Genomic DNA, 16,554 nt, shown 5'->3' with positions numbered 1-16,554 from the left:
AAACCGCCTGCTGGCGGTTTTTTTATGTCTTAGTCTGCCATCGCCACCAGGTCTGAGCGAAGAAACTTGGCTAACACAGCCTGATGTTGCTGGGCCCATAAGCTTATAGCTCTGCTGTCATTGGTGGTTATTTGCTCAATAAACGCACTGGATAGGGCCTGGGTAGCGGCTTTAATGACTTGTTGCTGTGCCGCTGAGTCTGAACTACGGCGCCAGCCTGAGAAAATATTGTGGCTACCTGAACTAAACACTGCCAGCACTTTGTAGCTGCTGGCCATTGCATAATATAAGTCAAACCTGTCTTGTGGAGATGAATAAAAGCCGGGCACCCGAATCTCATCTTCTGTGGTGGTGATGTGCAAAGTGGGGATATAGACTTTAGCCAGCACTTTATCCAGCGCTTGATCGTTATAAAACGGCGGGGCTGAAATTAAAATAGCAGCTTTGATGCGGTCGTCTTTCAGGCTGACCAGAGTACCGTTTTGTTCAACTTGGGCACCACTTAGTAACATCGAGGTATTAGCGCCATAAGAATGGCCGGCCATTACAATATTTTGGTTATCAAAATAAGCGGCATGTTCTGACGCCAGGATCTGGTCTAAGGCAAATTTGACATCATTTACTCTGGCTAGCGCTTCGGCTGTATCTGCCGCGTCCATTAATCGAAAAGGTAACGTTAGCCGGCTGCCGCGCCAGACTTTTCTGTCACTGCCGTCATGCTGTACATGCAAGCTGGCATAACCCTGACTGGCCCAATACTGGCCCAGGTAAGCGTAACGTTCTTTCGAACCGCCCAGGCCATGAGAGAACACTATTAATGCGGTGGCTTTTTGCTGGCGCGCGGGTTTAAATAACAAAGCCGGAACTACCCGGTCTCTGCTTTGATCCAGCCAGTCAAAACTGATTTGCTCAATATTCAACGCCAAGCTACGAGCGATTTCAGCCGAATACTGCACTGATGGTAAATTCAGTTGCTGTTGCCAGATAACGTTATCCGGAGTCGGCTTCTGCGCGCACCCGCTTAATGTTATCAGTAGAGCAAGAATAAGTGCGACGGCGCCTGCAGCATCAAGCTTGAAATGAGATGGCATGAAAATCCCTCGTTGTTATAACTAACATCTCTGATACGCACAAAACTGATGTAGGGTTTTGTATCATCAACTTGCTTTGGTAATACTCGTTGTTCGTGTTCTGCATGAGAGCTTTTATGTTCCCCAATGGCCGCGGGAATAGCGGCTATTTTCTTCCGGTTTTTCTACAGGCTTTTTATGGGCCTTGATCTTACGATGCCTTCGCTTTATGTTAGCTGTTTACCACGGTGTATCACCGTTAGTGCAATTAATTAACCTCCATCAAGTAGAACAATCCCCTTATGAGTCGGTTTGGCGATAATATAAAGAACAATCCTGTAACATGGATATTTACTGTAGTCGCGCTTGTATTGCTCGCACTGATTATATTGTGGTTTTGGCCTGAGAGAGAGCAGTCTGAGACGACTAGTGATTTGAGTTCTAAGTCTGATTTTCTTCAAAGTAGTGACAGAAACGGATTAAATAACAGCCATTCAGATAACATTGACTCTAATTCAGCCGTAAAAATTGATACGAGCGATTACGCGCAATGTCAGCAATTTACCCGGGAGTTTCGTTCCACAAGTGTTGGATGGGGCTATGAAAACCACAAAGAGTGGGACCGCTATCTGCTTCAAGGCTACTCTTTAGATGAAATTACCCTGGCTATAGAGCATTTCGCAAACTCAAACTTTGCTGCCCGCTTCCGGGTTGAGCAGCTGCGCAAGGGCACTGAAATCTCGTTGACGAATCAGCAATTGAATGAACAACTTCGTCAACAATTTCCAGAACTGGCGGGTTCTGGTCTTTCTATTCAGCGTGCAATTCCACTTCCTGCACTGGCTGCATTTGCGACAATGACTGCCGAGGAAAAGCAGCAGGTTTTGTCTGCTCAACCGCTTGGTGTAGACGATGTCGCTTATTTTATTCATTCCGGGCTACCTGACGACGATATTATGATGATGCTTAGTCACATTAGTGACCCGGCGGCCATGGTAAGTTATGAACGGCTTGAAGCGACCTCTTTACTGGATTTTGCGGTAGCTGCGTCCCGACCGGTATTGGTAAAGAGTCTACTGCAAAGCGGCTTATTGCCATCCTCAGATGACTATTTAGGTTCTTCAATGGAATGGGCTTTGAGCAGGCTGTCCTATGCCGACGAAAATGCCATACAGAATGCTGTAGAGGTCGTTAAACTACTAAAGCTCTATGGAGCAACAGCACGGTTTAGAGTGAAAAGTCAGGCTAAAATTGAGGGTAATTTCCCTCGCAACTATTTTCAATTCACTGAGCAACAAATTTTATCTATATTGCAGGATTATCAGCTTGATCTGACACAAATAGAGCAGCGTCAGGTATTTGTATTGCCAGAACAGCATCCACTGATCACGAGCCTGGAAGCTCAGCGGGATGCTTTTCTTACCAAACAGCTTAGTGGTGAGTATCCTGTGCAACTTATTGCTTGTGAAAGGACATTAAAATCGGTAAATGCTCAATGGCAGCCGGAATCAGCTCATGACGTCATAAACCGCATCGAGAAGTTGTACAATGGGTCGCCAGAGCTTGTTATCAGTAAGTTAGCCGATATTGATCCCCTGTTGGTAGATATGTACCGAGAGCGGTTGGACAGGCTCGCCAGACCAATGACAATAATAAGCTTTCCGCCAGAAGCAAGTGCACTATTGCAAAAAGGCGATATAAAGCAAACGATTCGTTATTTTGAAGCACAATCCTATAGTGATGAAGTAAAGCGATGGCTTATACCCCAACTTTTAGGGTTCAACGTTGAGTATTACTCAGAAGTGAGACAGAGCTCATTGTGGTTAGATGATCTTCAACTGTCTGATCTTATGTTGTTGCGGCTTGGGGCTGAACAAGTTCAGGCGCTTGAACATGCAGGCGCAAATTTACGCGGCATGGACAGCAGAAATAAAACCTTGATGCATTATGCTGCTGAACAATCTGACGTAAGTCTGGTGTCGTTTTTAAGATCGCAGGGCTACCCATTTTCCTTAGACGACCAGGGACAAGACCCACTTCACATCGTACTAAGATCTGATCAACTAAAATTATCTAAGCAGAAAATCGAAAGTCTTGTGGATGTCGTCATGGATTATCAGCCTGACATAGACGCTTTTCATCACAGCAGAATGGCTCTTATCAAACTGAAGTACCCACAGCTGTATCAGTCGCTGATTATTCGGCACCCTGTTCTTGCGGTTACGGCTGAGACACCATTACCGCAAGTTCGATAACAGTTACCTAAACTAGTGCTTGTCGTGGTAAAGCTCGCAAGCTTCCAGAGTGTTTTCAATTAAGCTGGCAACTGTCATCGGGCCAACGCCACCCGGTACCGGGGTAATATAACGGGCGTGCTTAACGGCTGTAGCATATTCCACATCACCGACCAGTTTGCCGCTATCTAACCGGTTAATGCCTACGTCGATAACCAGCGCACCGGGCTTTACCCAATCGCCAGGGATAAACTCGGGTCGGCCGACAGCTACCACCAGTAAATCGGCACGGCGCACCTGGGCTTCCAGGTTTCTGGTAAATTTATGACAGACCGTGGTAGTGCAGCCGGCTAACAACAGCTCGAGCGCCATCGGCCGGCCAACAATGTTAGAGGCACCAACTACTACAGCATCCATGCCTTTGATATTAACTCCGGTACTTTGCAGCAAGGTCATAATGCCTTTTGGGGTGCAGGAGCGTAGTGCAGGCATACGCTGCGCTAAACGGCCAATGTTGTAAGGATGAAAACCATCCACATCTTTATGGGGCGCAATTCGCTCTAAAATGGCAGAAGAGTCTAAGCCTGCCGGCAATGGCAGTTGCACCAGAATACCATCGACTGAATTGTCGTTATTTAGTTTATCGATTAACTCTGCCAGTTGTTTTTCTGTGGTGTCTGAAGGTAAATCGTAAGATACCGAGTTAAACCCTACCTCTTCGCACGCTTTGCGCTTGCTGCCAACATAAACCTGCGAAGCCGGGTCTAAGCCAACAAGTACAACTGCTAACCCTGGTGCTCTTTTGCCGGCTTTTACCCGTGCTCTGACCTGTGCGGCGACTTTATCTTTCGTTGCCTGGGCTACTGCTTTGCCATCAATAATTTGTGCTGTCATTTTGCTGGAGTCTCTGTCACTTTTTAATGGCGCTATTTTCGCACAGCCATTACCAGAACTCCATCCTCGGTCAATAAAGCAGATAAAGGTTCAAATAATCAGCAATCAGCTGAATATTGCAAAAAAAGGTTTGACGCTTCAGGTGGCGGGCGTTAATATTCCGCCCCGTTGCAGCAGTGCAGCAAAGTCGGTGATTGGCGCAGCTTGGTAGCGCACTTGGTTTGGGTCCAAGGGGTCGCAGGTTCAAATCCTGCATCACCGACCAATTTAAAAAAGGTCAGGTATACACGTGGTTTGGGTACTCTTAGTCCACGGGTCGCAGGTTCAAATCCTGCATCACCGACCATTAGTTTACAGCTTGGTAGGGTTTCGATTGTGCGCCCGTAGCTCAGTTGGATAGAGCAACGGCCTTCTAAGCCGTGGGTCATAGGTTCGAATCCTATCGGGCGCGCCATAACAAGCGCAAGGCAGTTTCAGTGGTGGTTGTAGCTCAGTTGGTAGAGCCCCGGATTGTGATTCCGGTTGTCGTGGGTTCGAACCCCATCATCCACCCCATTTTTCCCAGAGTTCTTAGAGTCGGTGATTGGCGCAGCTTGGTAGCGCACTTGGTTTGGGTCCAAGGGGTCGCAGGTTCAAATCCTGCATCACCGACCATTCTCCCCTAAGTTAAAATAGCGCACTTGGTTTGGGTACTCTTAATCCATCGGGTCGCAGGTTCAAATCCTGCATCACCGACCATTCTCCCCCTAAGTTAAAACAGCGCACTTGGTTTGGGTACTCTTAATCCCACGAGTCGCAGGTTCAAATCCTGCATCACCGACCATTCTCCCCTAAGTTAAAATAGCGCACTTGGTTTGGGTACTCTTAATCCCACGGGGCGCAGGTTCAAATCCTGCATCACCGACCATTTCTCTTCCATTAAAAACTTAGCCAGGTTGGTTATTGTCACCCTGAGCGTATCCATTTCTTAATTCTATCTCGTTTATACCAGGTATTCATGATATTTATAGTGGTGAGCTTTATGCATCCGCTTTTTCGCAACTTCAATTAGAAACGATTGCTGCTAAAACTGTAATTTTACTACAGTTTTACTGATTAAAAAGTGAGCAGCAAGCTGGTTTTTGATGGCGGGTTTTATGCTAAATTAATGAATATTAATACTTATTTTCTTCGCCTGCCGGCCCTTATGCCGGTGCCAGCGGTGGTGCCGGGTAAGCCTTTTTGGTATAGTACTGCCGGTCAAAACAACGGAGGAGCTATGATAAACCCAAGCTGGCGTCGGGTCGTACTGAAGGTGGGCAGTGCCCTGATTGCGCCAGATAACGAAGGATGTAGCGAACAATATTTACGTCCGATCGCTGAATTTATCCATCAATGCAGACAACAGGGCCGAGAAGTGATTCTGGTGTCTTCTGGTAGCGTAGCTGCAGGTCGTCATCATTTTAACTTTTCGCACCAACGGGTACCTATAGCGTTAAAACGTGCAATGGCGGCTGTTGGTCAGAATCAGATGATGAACTTCTGGACCAATTGTTTCAACTTTCCCTGTGCTCAGGTGCTGCTGACACACGGCGATTTAAGTGACCGGGTGCGTCACGTTAACATTCAGAATACGCTCAGGCGTTTGCTTGATCATCAGGTGCTGCCTATTGTTAACGAAAACGATACCATTGCTACTGATGAGCTGAAAGTAGGGGATAACGACAATCTGGCTGCGATGGTGGCAACAGTGGTTAATGCTGATGCGCTAATTATCTGTTCAGATGTTAAAGGCTTATATACCGCTGACCCAAGCAAGGATCCGATGGCCACCTTAATCCCGGAAGTCAGCACGATTGATGCTGCAATATACAGCCTGGCAGGCGGAGCAGCGTCGGCTGTCGGAACCGGGGGTATGCGTACTAAAGTAGAAGCTGCGGAGAAGGCGACGGCTCAGGGCATCGACACCCTGATTGTTGATGGCCACAAGCAGGAAACTTTTGAGTGTCTTTTAGCGGGTGAGAATCCTGGCACAGTATTCTTTGGCCAGCATAAACCGTTACCGGCTAAAAAACATTGGGTACGTCACACCTTGCGTGCTAAGGGTGAAATCTGGGTTGATGACGGTTGTGTTGAGGCATTGAGCCAGCATGGCGCATCGTTGTTGAGCAGTGGTATCGTTAATATAAAAGGTGAGTTTGATTCAGGTGATGCCGTTATTATCCGCTGTGCCAAAGGCACACGTCGCATCGCCAAGGGCGTTAGCCGGTTTAGTGCGACGGAGCTGTTCTCGATTAAAGGACAACAAAGCCGCGACATCCCAAAGTGTTTGGGATACTGCCCAGCCGGTAGTGATGCTGTTATTCACCGTAGTGAAATGATGTTATTGGAGAAACTATGATTTCTGATGTTGCAGCCACTCTGGCTGCCCAGGCAGCTAAAGCTGCCAAAGCTGTTGCTGTATTAAATACAGAGCAAAAAAATTTCGTTTTGCAAAGTTTTGCTAACCGTATTCGTGAAGCGTCCGATGCGATTATTGCCGCAAACAAAGATGAAGTTGCTCAGGCCAATAGTAATGGCACCAGTGCGGCGATGATTGATCGCCTTACCCTGAATTCTGAGCGGATTGAAGCGATGGCGCAGGCAATTGAGCAGATTATTCAGCTGCCCGACCCGGTTGGTTTAACCAGGCAGATAGAGCAGCGCCCAAATGGCATTAATATTGCGAAATCCCGCATTCCGCTGGGCGTAATTTGCATGATTTACGAAGCCCGCCCTAATGTCACGGCTGATGCTGGCGCCCTGTGCTTTAAATCAGGTAACGCTGTTATTCTGCGTTGTGGCCGTGAAGCTATCAATACCAGTCTGGCCATTGCTGCGGCTATGCGTCAGGCATTGCGTGACCACGAGTTGCCTGAGGAAGTGATCACTATAGTGCCAGATCCTGACCGTGAATTATTACTGGCATTACTGAAGCAAGACCAGTTTGTTGATCTGGTTATACCGCGCGGCGGTGAAGGGCTGATCCGTTTTGTAACGGAACATAGCCGGATCCCGGTTATCCAGCATTTTAAAGGCGTGTGTCATTTATATGTTGATCAGACGGCTGATTTAACAATGGCGCTGAATTTACTTCTTAACGGCAAGGTGCAGCGCCCCGGTGTTTGCAATGCGCTCGAGGGATTACTGGTTAATAAACATCAGGCAGCAGACTTTTTGCCAATGGTTGCTAAAGCACTGGCTGAGCATCAGGTAAAAGTTCACGCCTGTAAGGACAGCATCAGCTTCTTTTCCGGCGCGTCAGCTATTGCGGACGACGAGTTTGGTCAGGAATATCTGGCACCGGAAATCGCGGTTAAAGTTGTCGCGGATATGGACGAAGCCATTGCCCATATCGACCGGTTTGGCAGTCAGCATACTGAAGTGATCTGTACCGCCGATCAGGGAAATGCTGAACGTTTTATCCGCACCGTAGATACTGCGGTGGTAATGCACAATGCCTCGTCACGTTTTTCAGATGGCGGTGAACTGGGGTTAGGGGCCGAAATTGGTATCTCTACCAGTAAGCTGCATGCCTATGGTCCAATGGGGTTGGAAGCGTTGACCACCGAAAAATATGTGGTAACCGGTAACGGTCAGATAAGGAACTGATGTAATTCAGCAGCTATCAGAAGCTAACTGCGGCTAATACTGAGTGTTGTTATATGAAATAGCTGCCTAACCTATTGAACAGACTTAGCTTTACCGGGCTAAGTCTGTTTTTCATTTTTTGTCAAGATAAACAGCTGAAACAACCGTAGCGAAAGGCTCGACTATGCGGATTTAGCCCGCTATAATGCCGCGTCCAATTTTATAACAGGTCAGGTTCAGCTTAGATTTACCGAGTCCAGACCATACAAGCAAGGCGTAATACAGACGTCTGATTTTGATTTCGAGGTAGCATGATGCAAGTTTCTGTGGAAACCACCCAGGGTTTAGAGCGCCGTTTAACGATTACCGTACCGGCCGACAAAATTGATTCAGAAGTAAAGAGCCGTTTACGTGACCTGGCTAAACGCCAGCGTATTGATGGTTTCCGTCCGGGCAAAGCTCCGGTATCAATCATTCAGAAGCGCTACGGTCAGGCCGTATTGCAGGAAGTTGCCTCTGAGCAGATGCAGCGTTCATTTTACGAAGCGGTGATTGAAAATAAATTAACACCTGCCGGCGCGCCTACTTTTGCTCCGGGCACTTTAGCTGCTGGCAAAGATTTAGAGTTTGCCGCTACTTTCGAAGTATATCCGGAAGTTAAAGTTGCAAATCTGGAAAAAATTGAAGTTAACAAACCTGTGGTCGACATCAGCGAAGATGATCTGAACAAAATGCTGGAAACACTGCGCAAGCAACATGCGAAATGGCAGGCGAAGAAAGGTGCGGCTGCCAGTGGCGACCGTGTCAAAATGGACTTTGTAGGTTCAATTGACGGTGAAGAGTTCGAAGGTGGCAAAGCAACTGATTTCCAGCTGGAATTAGGTGCAGGCCGGATGATCCCAGGTTTTGAAGATGGCATTATCGGTAAAAAAGCCGGTCAGAAGGCGACTGTTAACGTTACTTTCCCGGAAGATTACCACGCAGAAAACCTGAAAGGTAAGGCTGCCAGTTTTGCGGTTACCGTAAACGAAGTAGAAGAACAGGTACTGCCTGAGTTAAATGATGAGTTTGCTACCCTGTTTGGTTTAGCGGAAGCCAGTGTTGACGCCCTGAAAACTGAAGTGCGTAAAAACATGGAGCGTGAGCTGAAACAGACAATTAAAGGCAAAGTGAAAGAGCAGGTGATTAAAGGCTTACTTGCTAACAACGAAGTAGAAGTTCCACAATCGTTGATCGGCGGTGAAGTTGAAGTTTTACGTAAGCAAGCGCTACAGCGCTTTGGCAACAACGTTGATCCTAAGCAATTACCAGAGCTACCGGCGTCGTTATTTGAAGAGCAGGCTAAAGACCGGGTGAAAGTCGGTTTGTTACTGGGTGAAGTGATTAAAACTAACGAGCTGAAAGTTGACAACGCCAAAGTTGAAGATTTAATTGCTAACGTAGCGTCTGCCTATGAAGATCCGGCTGAAGTGGTGCAATATTACCACAGCAACAACGAGTTAATGCAGAGCATGCGGAACGTTGCATTGGAAGAGCAGGCAATTGAGTTAATTCTGGCAAAAGCCAAAGTAACTGAGCAAACTGCAGCCTTTGACGAGATAATGAATCCGCAAGCCACTAACTAAGATTGACTTATCGTGGTATGACGGTTTTAATGGCTCGAACACTAGTTCGGGCCATTTTATTTTCCGGCAAACTATACCGAGTTTATTTTAAGGGACCCCATTTATGCCTATGTCACGCGATATGACTGACATCATTAACGCTTTAGTTCCTATGGTTGTTGAGCAAACTGCCAAAGGAGAACGCTCATATGACATTTTTTCCCGGCTGTTAAAAGAGCGGGTGATCTTTTTAACCGGTCAGGTTGAAGATCATATGGCTAACCTGATTGTGGCACAGTTACTGTTTCTTGAATCGGAAAATCCGGAAAAAGATATCTACATTTATATCAACTCGCCAGGCGGATCAGTTACCGCGGGCTTATCAATTTATGACACTATGCGCTATATTAAACCTGATATCGCTACGGTATGTGTAGGTCAGGCAGCCAGTATGGGCGCATTTTTGTTGTCAGGTGGCACTAAAGGTAAGCGTTACTGCTTGCCTAACGCCCGGGTAATGATTCACCAGCCTTTAGGTGGGTTTCAGGGCCAGGCCACTGACTTTGAAATACACGCCCGTGAAATCCTGGGCATTAAAGAGAAATTAAATCGCCTTATGGCTGACCATACCGGTAAAAGTTACGAAGAAATCGTTAATGATACGGAGCGTGATCGTTTCTTAAGTGCGCAACAAGCCTTGGATTATGGTCTGATAGATACCATATTAAGTAAAAGAGAAGCGAAGTAATTAGAGCAAGGTGACCATTTTGGCGGTCACCAGCGACGTAATAAGAGGTAGTTACATGTCTGATCACCGCACTGACGGCGATAAAAGCGGCAAGTTATTATATTGCTCGTTTTGTGGCAAATCACAGCATGAAGTGCGTAAGTTGATCGCAGGCCCACAAGTGTATATTTGTGATGAATGCGTTGATTTATGCAACGACATTATCCGCGAAGAAATTAAAGATATTTCGCCTAAACGCGAATCTGATACCTTGCCTACACCGCGGGAAATACGGGCCCACCTCGATGACTATGTCATTGGTCAGGAGCACGCTAAAAAAGTGTTAGCGGTTGCAGTTTACAATCACTATAAGCGGTTGCGCAGCGCTCAGCACAAACAGGAAGTTGAACTTAGCAAAAGTAATATTTTATTAATTGGTCCTACCGGCAGTGGTAAAACCCTATTGGCTGAAACGCTGGCCCGACTGCTTGATGTGCCGTTTACCATGGCAGATGCAACCACCCTTACTGAAGCTGGCTATGTCGGTGAGGATGTTGAGAATATCATTCAGAAGCTGCTGCAGAAGTGCGATTATGACGTTGAAAAGGCGCAACGCGGTATCGTTTACATTGACGAAATCGATAAAATTTCGCGCAAGTCTGATAACCCCTCAATTACCAGAGATGTGTCAGGTGAGGGGGTACAACAGGCGCTGTTAAAACTGATTGAAGGCACCATTGCCTCCGTTCCGCCACAAGGCGGTCGCAAGCATCCGCAACAGGAGTTTTTGCAGGTTGATACCTCCAAGATCCTGTTTATCTGTGGCGGTGCTTTTGCCGGTTTAGATAAAGTTATCGAGCAACGCAGTGCTAAAGGAGCAGGCATTGGTTTTGGCGCTATGGTCAAAAGCAAAGAGAGCACCCGCAGCCTGAGTGAGTCATTCCGGGATGTTGAGCCGGAAGACTTAGTTAAGTATGGTTTAATCCCTGAATTTATTGGCCGTCTGCCGGTTGTAGCTACCCTAACTGAACTGGATTTAGACGCTTTGGTGCAAATACTGAGTCAGCCCAAAAACGCGCTGGTGAAACAGTTTGCAGCATTGTTTAAAATGGAAAATGTAGAACTGGAGTTCCGGGATGATGCGTTAAAAGCCATTGGTCAGAAAGCAATGGAACGGAAAACCGGCGCTCGCGGTTTACGGTCTATCGTTGAAGGTGTATTGCTCGATACGATGTATGAATTGCCTTCAATGGATGATGTCAGCAAAGTGGTTATTGATGAAACAGTGATCCGCGGCGAGACTCAGCCCATATTAATATATGAAAACAGCGAGCCGGAAGTGGCGCAGTCACACTAAGAAAAGGGAGCTGATTCAGCTCCTTTTTTATTTTCACAATTGAAGTTTGCCGATTTAACCCCATATACTTGCTATTAAGAGTCGCCCGCAGTATTAATTCGAGAGATAATCAATGACAGTAGAACAAACTGAACGTTTGCATATGCCGGTATTGGCATTGCGTGACGTCGTCGTTTACCCACACATGGTGATCCCCCTGTTTGTTGGTCGGGCTAAATCTATTAAGTGTTTAGACGCGGCGATGGACAATGATAAGCAGATTTTTCTGGTGGCCCAGAAAGATGCGTCTCTGGATGATCCCAGTGCTGACGATCTTTACCAGATTGGTACCGTAGCGACCATTTTGCAGTTACTGAAATTACCTGACGGTACCGTCAAAGTGCTGGTGGAAGGCGCAAAACGCGCCAGACTGGCAGAATTTACAGAAACCGAAGATGCGTTTGCTGCTCACGTAGAGCTGATCCCTTCGATTGATATTGACAGTAGCGAGCAAGAAGTATTCTTGCGCTCTGCAATCAACCAGTTTGAAGGCTACATCAAGCTTAACAAAAAAATCCCTCCTGAAGTACTTACAGCGTTAAGCGGCATTGATGATGCAGCAAGGCTGGCCGATACCATGGCTGCTCATATGCCACTCAAGGTAGAAGATAAGCAGAAGGTGCTGGAGCTGGTCGATGTAACCGAACGTCTTGAATACCTGATGGCAATGATGGAAAGTGAAATTGACATTTTGCAGGTAGAGCGTCGAATTCGTAGCCGGGTCAAAAAGCAAATGGAAAAAAGCCAGCGCGAGTATTACCTGAATGAGCAAATGAAAGCGATTCAGCGTGAACTGGGCGACCTGGAGGATGCGCCTGACGAATTTGAAGCGTTAGCAGCTAAAATTGAAAATGCGAAAATGCCCGTTGAAGTGGCAAACAAAGCAAAAGCTGAGTTACAGAAACTGAAAATGATGTCGCCGATGTCAGCAGAAGCAACAGTGGTGCGCAGCTACATTGACTGGTTGTCGACGGTGCCATGGAAAGCGCGCAGTAAGGTAAAGAAAAACCTTGCGGCTGCTGAACAAGTGTTAAACGCTGATCATTATGGCCTGGAAAAGGTCAAAGAGCGGATTATTGAGTATTTGGCAGTACAACAGCGGGTTAATAAATTAAAAGGCCCGATTTTGTGCCTGGTTGGGCCTCCAGGTGTCGGTAAGACATCGCTTGGTCAATCTGTTGCTAAAGCAACCGGGCGCAAGTATGTTCGGATGGCGCTTGGTGGGGTGCGGGACGAAGCGGAAATTCGCGGTCATCGTCGTACTTACATCGGTTCGATGCCAGGAAAAATTATCCAGAAAATGGCCAAGGTTGGCGTGCGTAATCCGCTATTCCTGCTGGACGAAATTGATAAGATGGCATCTGATTTCCGGGGAGATCCGGCTGCTGCATTGCTGGAGGTGCTTGATCCTGAGCAAAATGCTACTTTCAGTGATCATTATCTGGAAGTTGATTACGACTTATCTGATGTAATGTTTTTCGCCACCTCAAATAGTTTGAACATCCCGGCAGCGCTGCTTGACCGGATGGAGGTCATTCGCTTATCGGGCTATACCGAAGATGAGAAGCTGAACATTGCCAGACAACACCTGATTGCCAAGCAAATCAGTCGTAATGGTTTAAAGCCTAATGAATTAAGCATTGAAGACAGTGCCATTATCGGCATTATCCGTTATTACACCCGCGAGGCTGGCGTACGGAGCTTAGAGCGTGAGATTTCAAAACTTTGCCGCAAAGCGGTAAAGGAGATCCTGTTAAATTCAGAGACCAGGAAAGTGGTCATCAATGCTGAGAATCTGGAAAATTATTTAGGTGTGCAGCGTCACGATTACGGTAAAGCTGAAGACAGTAACCGGATTGGTCAGGTTACCGGCCTGGCCTGGACTGAAGTAGGTGGTGATTTACTGACTATAGAAGCCGCGTCAGTGGTAGGGAAAGGCAAGCTGACGTATACAGGCTCTCTGGGTGATGTAATGAAAGAATCTATCCAGGCCGCGATGACAGTGGTGCGCAGCCGGGCTGAGGTACTGAGGATTAGTGAAGATTTTTATGAGAAACGGGATATTCATGTCCACGTACCTGAAGGCGCCACACCAAAGGATGGTCCCAGTGCTGGTATAGCCATGGTGACTGCATTGGTATCGAGTTTAACGGGTAACCCGGTGCGGGCCGATGTGGCCATGACCGGTGAAATTACCTTGCGTGGTGAAGTATTGCCGATTGGCGGCTTAAAAGAGAAGTTACTGGCAGCGCACCGGGGAGGTATTAAACGGGTATTAATACCTCACGACAACATTCGGGATCTGAAAGAAATACCGGACAACGTTAAAGGTGACATAGAAATTAAGCCAGTTAAATGGATTGAAGATGTGCTTGAATTTGCGTTGCAGGAGCCTACAGACCGCGTCAGTGTGGTAAATACGGCAAAAAATGCAGCAAAAAGCAAAAAAACCATAAAAAATCCGGCTTAGGGGCTTTTCATTCCCGTTGGCTGTGCTAAGTTATGGTCAGTTTCGACCGAGCCCTTGTAGAACAAGGGCTGTGGTTAAAGCGAAAATTTATTAGTTTGAAAGCGTCTTCCGCTTGCAAGACAACAAGATGCTTGTTATAACGAAGCGCAGTCTATAAAAGCTAATAACTGCTGGTTGTAGAAAATAATAACAATTGAAGGGGATGATATTGTGAACAAGTCTCAACTTATCGACAAAATTGCTGCTAATGCAGATATCTCAAAAGCGGCAGCTGGTCGTGCACTGGACGCGTTCATTGACGCTGTTACTGATGCTCTTAAAGAAGGCGACTCTGTAGCTCTGGTTGGTTTCGGTACTTACAGCGTACGTGAGCGTGCTGCCCGTACTGGCCGTAACCCGCAAACCGGTGCTACTATTCAAATCGCTTCTGCGAAAATTCCTTCTTTCAAGCCAGGTAAAGCGTTAAAAGACGCCGTAAACTAACTGGTTGCTTGCCCCGGCGCGCCGGGGCAGCCTGTAAAGCACGGGTAAGTTACCGGGCTTCATTAAAAAAGGCGCATCTGTTAAGATGCGCTTTTTTTTTAAGACAACTTACCGTTAAGTTGAATATAGAGATATCGCGAAGATGTTAGAGAGAATCAGAGAAGGCTCCCAGGGGGTTGTAGCCAAAACTATTTTAGGTTTGGTTATTCTTACTTTTGCCCTGGCAGGTGTAGGTAGTTACTTAAGCTCGCCAACCGACGTTGCGGTGGCAGTAGTCAATGGTGAAGAAATTAATCAAACTCAGTTTGAACAAGCGCTGCAGCGAGACAGGGCGCGGATGCAACAGCAGTTTGGTGAAATGTATGACACCATAGCAGCAGACCCTGCTTATAACAGCCGGTTCCGCTCTGAAGTGCTGGAGCGGCTTATTGATGAGACGTTACAACAGCAGTTTGTGCGTAAGCTGGGGATCCGGGTCGGTGATGATCAAGTTCGTGACACTATCAGAAGCCTGGGCGAATTCCAGGTTGACGGTACCTTTAACAATGATCGCTATATCGCATTATTACGGCAAATGGGCTATCAAAGTGCTGATTTTCGCGAAATGGTGCGGGAAGACATGGCCGCCAGTCAGTTCAGGGCCGGGGTGTTTGCCAGTGAATTCTATTTGCCGTCGGAAATGCAGCAAATTCGCCAGCTTGAGCAACAAAGCCGGGATATCAGTTATTTCGTTGTTAAAGCGGAAAGCTTTGCTGATCAGGTATCAATAAGCGAGCAGATGATTGAAGACTATTATCAGATGCAATTGCAGCGCTTTGAAACTGAACCTAAAGTGGCGGCTGAGTATGTAGAGCTGTCTGCTGCGGCACTGGCTGACGATATTGAGGTAACCGACCAACAAATTCAGACCTATTATGAAGCAAATCAGTCGCGGTACAGCACTGCTGAGCAGCGCGAAGTCGCGCATATTATGCTGGAGTCTGATGGTACTGATGAGGCGATAGCGGCTGAAGCTGCGTCTCTTTTAAGTCAGTTGCAGCAAGGGGCAGATTTTGCACAGCTGGCGAAAGAACATTCTGATGATACGTTTTCAGCTGAAAACGGCGGTGTACTGGAAAGTCTGGAACCGGGGCAGATGGATCCTGATTTTGAACAAGCTGCGTTTGCCCTGACTGAAGCTGGACAATTAACCGACGTGGTAAAAAGTGAATATGGATATCATATTATTAAATTGGTTAGTTTAACGCCAAGCCAGCAGCAACCGTTAGCCGAAGTGCGCGATGATATCGCTGAGCGTTTAAAGCAGGAGCAGGCAACAGAGCAGTTCTATCAGCTGCAAACCCGGATGGCTGAAGTGGCGTTTGAAGTGCCTGATAATCTGGAGGAGACAGCGGCTGTGCTGGGGCAGCGCGTGCGTTCTACGCCACTTTTCAGCAAAGAGCAGGCGACTGCACCATTAGACTTTCCGGCGGTCACCAGTAAATTATTTGACCAGCAATTTGTTGCAGATGGTTTAAATAGTGACCCTATAGAAGTGGGTAATCAGCATCTGGTGGTGGTAAGGGTAAAAGAGTTCCAGCCTGCCCGTACCTTGCCACTGGAAGAAGTTCGTGCGCAAATTACAGAATCAATAAAAGTTGAGCAACAAGCCAAACTGGCACAGGAAAAAGTCAATGCATTGCTGCAAGAGCAAGCTGATTTGGCGAGCCTTGCTGAGCAAGCCGGTAGCACTGTTCAGGCCGCGCCTGCAACGCCACGCTTTGGTGGCACCCTGGATCCGGAAATTCGGACTAAAGCATTTAAATTGGCCCGACCGGTAGCTGGACAACCTAGTATAGATTCGGTGACACTTGCTAACGGCGACGTTGCAGTGGTTTCTGTTTCTGCGGTACAGGATGTGGAAGTAACGGCTGTGCCTGCGGAAGAGGAACTGGACAGAATGGCCCAGCGCCAGGCAGAGCAGGGCTATCTGGCATTGGTGGCAACATTAAAAGCTAATGCGGAAATAAGCCGTAACCTGCGGGCCACGGCTCAGGAACAAAACTAAGCTTGAAGTAGGTTTAAGGA

The 16,554-nt window shown here is 47.1% G+C and carries 11 protein-coding genes and 4 tRNA genes; 13 read left to right on the top strand and 2 right to left on the bottom strand.

Features of this window, described 5'->3' with window-relative positions; translation table 11 throughout:
- Positions 1-29: 29 nt before the first annotated feature.
- Positions 30-1,091 (bottom strand): alpha/beta hydrolase family protein, encoded by a 1,062-nt coding sequence (locus KQY15_RS03110; RefSeq protein WP_217667077.1) that lies wholly within the window; start codon positions 1,089-1,091, stop codon positions 30-32.
- 281 nt (positions 1,092-1,372) lie between these two features.
- On the opposite strand from KQY15_RS03110, the gene KQY15_RS03105 reads away from it, so the two are divergent.
- The gene (locus tag KQY15_RS03105) at positions 1,373-3,325 is read left to right on the top strand and encodes an ankyrin repeat domain-containing protein (protein ID WP_217667075.1); all 1,953 of its coding nucleotides are present in this window, start codon (positions 1,373-1,375) and stop codon (positions 3,323-3,325) included.
- A 12-nt stretch (positions 3,326-3,337) separates the two neighbouring features.
- Here the strand turns inward: KQY15_RS03105 and folD are convergent, their stop codons facing one another.
- Positions 3,338-4,198: a bifunctional methylenetetrahydrofolate dehydrogenase/methenyltetrahydrofolate cyclohydrolase FolD gene (gene folD / locus KQY15_RS03100; protein ID WP_217667073.1), complete on the bottom strand. Its 861-nt coding sequence runs from the start codon at positions 4,196-4,198 to the stop codon at positions 3,338-3,340.
- A gap of 188 nt (positions 4,199-4,386) precedes the next feature.
- Here folD and KQY15_RS03095 point away from each other — a divergent pair.
- The 12 genes from KQY15_RS03095 to KQY15_RS03040 all read left to right on the top strand — a co-directional run bounded on the left by KQY15_RS03095 (position 4,387) and on the right by KQY15_RS03040 (position 16,534).
- Positions 4,387-4,463 (top strand) — tRNA-Pro (locus KQY15_RS03095).
- 112 nt (positions 4,464-4,575) lie between these two features.
- Positions 4,576-4,652, top strand: a tRNA-Arg gene (locus KQY15_RS03090).
- Positions 4,653-4,677: 25 nt separating this feature from the next.
- A tRNA-His gene (locus KQY15_RS03085) sits at positions 4,678-4,753 on the top strand.
- 22 nt (positions 4,754-4,775) lie between these two features.
- A tRNA-Pro gene (locus KQY15_RS03080) sits at positions 4,776-4,852 on the top strand.
- A 604-nt stretch (positions 4,853-5,456) separates the two neighbouring features.
- Positions 5,457-6,578, top strand: coding sequence for a glutamate 5-kinase (proB, locus tag KQY15_RS03075; RefSeq protein ID WP_217667071.1), 1,122 nt, complete (start codon positions 5,457-5,459; stop codon positions 6,576-6,578).
- Positions 6,575-7,828, top strand: a complete 1,254-nt coding sequence (locus tag KQY15_RS03070; protein ID WP_217667070.1) for a glutamate-5-semialdehyde dehydrogenase — start codon at positions 6,575-6,577, stop codon at positions 7,826-7,828. Before proB ends, KQY15_RS03070 begins: the two co-directional genes overlap by 4 nt.
- 290 nt (positions 7,829-8,118) lie before the next feature.
- Positions 8,119-9,432 carry a trigger factor gene (tig, locus tag KQY15_RS03065; RefSeq protein WP_254795395.1) on the top strand — a complete coding sequence of 438 codons (1,314 nt, stop codon included), beginning with the start codon at positions 8,119-8,121 and terminating at the stop codon, positions 9,430-9,432.
- A 121-nt stretch (positions 9,433-9,553) separates the two neighbouring features.
- Positions 9,554-10,159, top strand: a complete 606-nt coding sequence (clpP, locus tag KQY15_RS03060) for an ATP-dependent Clp endopeptidase proteolytic subunit ClpP (protein ID WP_217667659.1) — start codon at positions 9,554-9,556, stop codon at positions 10,157-10,159.
- A gap of 55 nt (positions 10,160-10,214) precedes the next feature.
- Positions 10,215-11,495: an ATP-dependent protease ATP-binding subunit ClpX gene (gene clpX, locus KQY15_RS03055; RefSeq protein ID WP_217667068.1), complete on the top strand. Its 1,281-nt coding sequence runs from the start codon at positions 10,215-10,217 to the stop codon at positions 11,493-11,495.
- Between the two features lie 112 nt (positions 11,496-11,607).
- Positions 11,608-14,004, top strand: a complete 2,397-nt coding sequence (lon, locus tag KQY15_RS03050; protein WP_217667066.1) for an endopeptidase La — start codon at positions 11,608-11,610, stop codon at positions 14,002-14,004.
- 210 nt (positions 14,005-14,214) lie between these two features.
- Positions 14,215-14,487 (top strand): nucleoid-associated protein HU-beta, encoded by a 273-nt coding sequence (gene hupB / locus KQY15_RS03045; protein WP_019674802.1) that lies wholly within the window; start codon positions 14,215-14,217, stop codon positions 14,485-14,487.
- Positions 14,488-14,629: 142 nt separating this feature from the next.
- Positions 14,630-16,534 carry a SurA N-terminal domain-containing protein gene (locus tag KQY15_RS03040; protein WP_217667064.1) on the top strand — a complete coding sequence of 635 codons (1,905 nt, stop codon included), beginning with the start codon at positions 14,630-14,632 and terminating at the stop codon, positions 16,532-16,534.
- Positions 16,535-16,554: the final 20 nt, after the last annotated feature.

The sequence above is a fragment of the Arsukibacterium indicum genome, assembly GCF_019100565.1.
Classification (GTDB): domain Bacteria; phylum Pseudomonadota; class Gammaproteobacteria; order Enterobacterales; family Alteromonadaceae; genus Alishewanella; species Alishewanella indicum.
Note: the sequence above shows the minus strand (reverse complement) of the source record. Positions and strands in the feature narration are given on the sequence as shown.

What these genes read in the sequence shown, in the direction of transcription:
- clpP (WP_217667659.1), top strand. Translation starts at nt 9,554, where the DNA reads ATGACTGACATCATTAACGCTTTAGTTCCTATGGTTGTTGAGCAAACT.
- folD (WP_217667073.1), bottom strand. Translation starts at nt 4,198, where the DNA reads ATGACAGCACAAATTATTGATGGCAAAGCAGTAGCCCAGGCAACGAAA.
- KQY15_RS03110 (WP_217667077.1), bottom strand. Translation starts at nt 1,091, where the DNA reads ATGCCATCTCATTTCAAGCTTGATGCTGCAGGCGCCGTCGCACTTATT.
- tig (WP_254795395.1), top strand. Translation starts at nt 8,119, where the DNA reads ATGATGCAAGTTTCTGTGGAAACCACCCAGGGTTTAGAGCGCCGTTTA.
- KQY15_RS03105 (WP_217667075.1), top strand. Translation starts at nt 1,373, where the DNA reads ATGAGTCGGTTTGGCGATAATATAAAGAACAATCCTGTAACATGGATA.
- KQY15_RS03040 (WP_217667064.1), top strand. Translation starts at nt 14,630, where the DNA reads ATGTTAGAGAGAATCAGAGAAGGCTCCCAGGGGGTTGTAGCCAAAACT.
- lon (WP_217667066.1), top strand. Translation starts at nt 11,608, where the DNA reads ATGACAGTAGAACAAACTGAACGTTTGCATATGCCGGTATTGGCATTG.
- clpX (WP_217667068.1), top strand. Translation starts at nt 10,215, where the DNA reads ATGTCTGATCACCGCACTGACGGCGATAAAAGCGGCAAGTTATTATAT.
- proB (WP_217667071.1), top strand. Translation starts at nt 5,457, where the DNA reads ATGATAAACCCAAGCTGGCGTCGGGTCGTACTGAAGGTGGGCAGTGCC.
- KQY15_RS03070 (WP_217667070.1), top strand. Translation starts at nt 6,575, where the DNA reads ATGATTTCTGATGTTGCAGCCACTCTGGCTGCCCAGGCAGCTAAAGCT.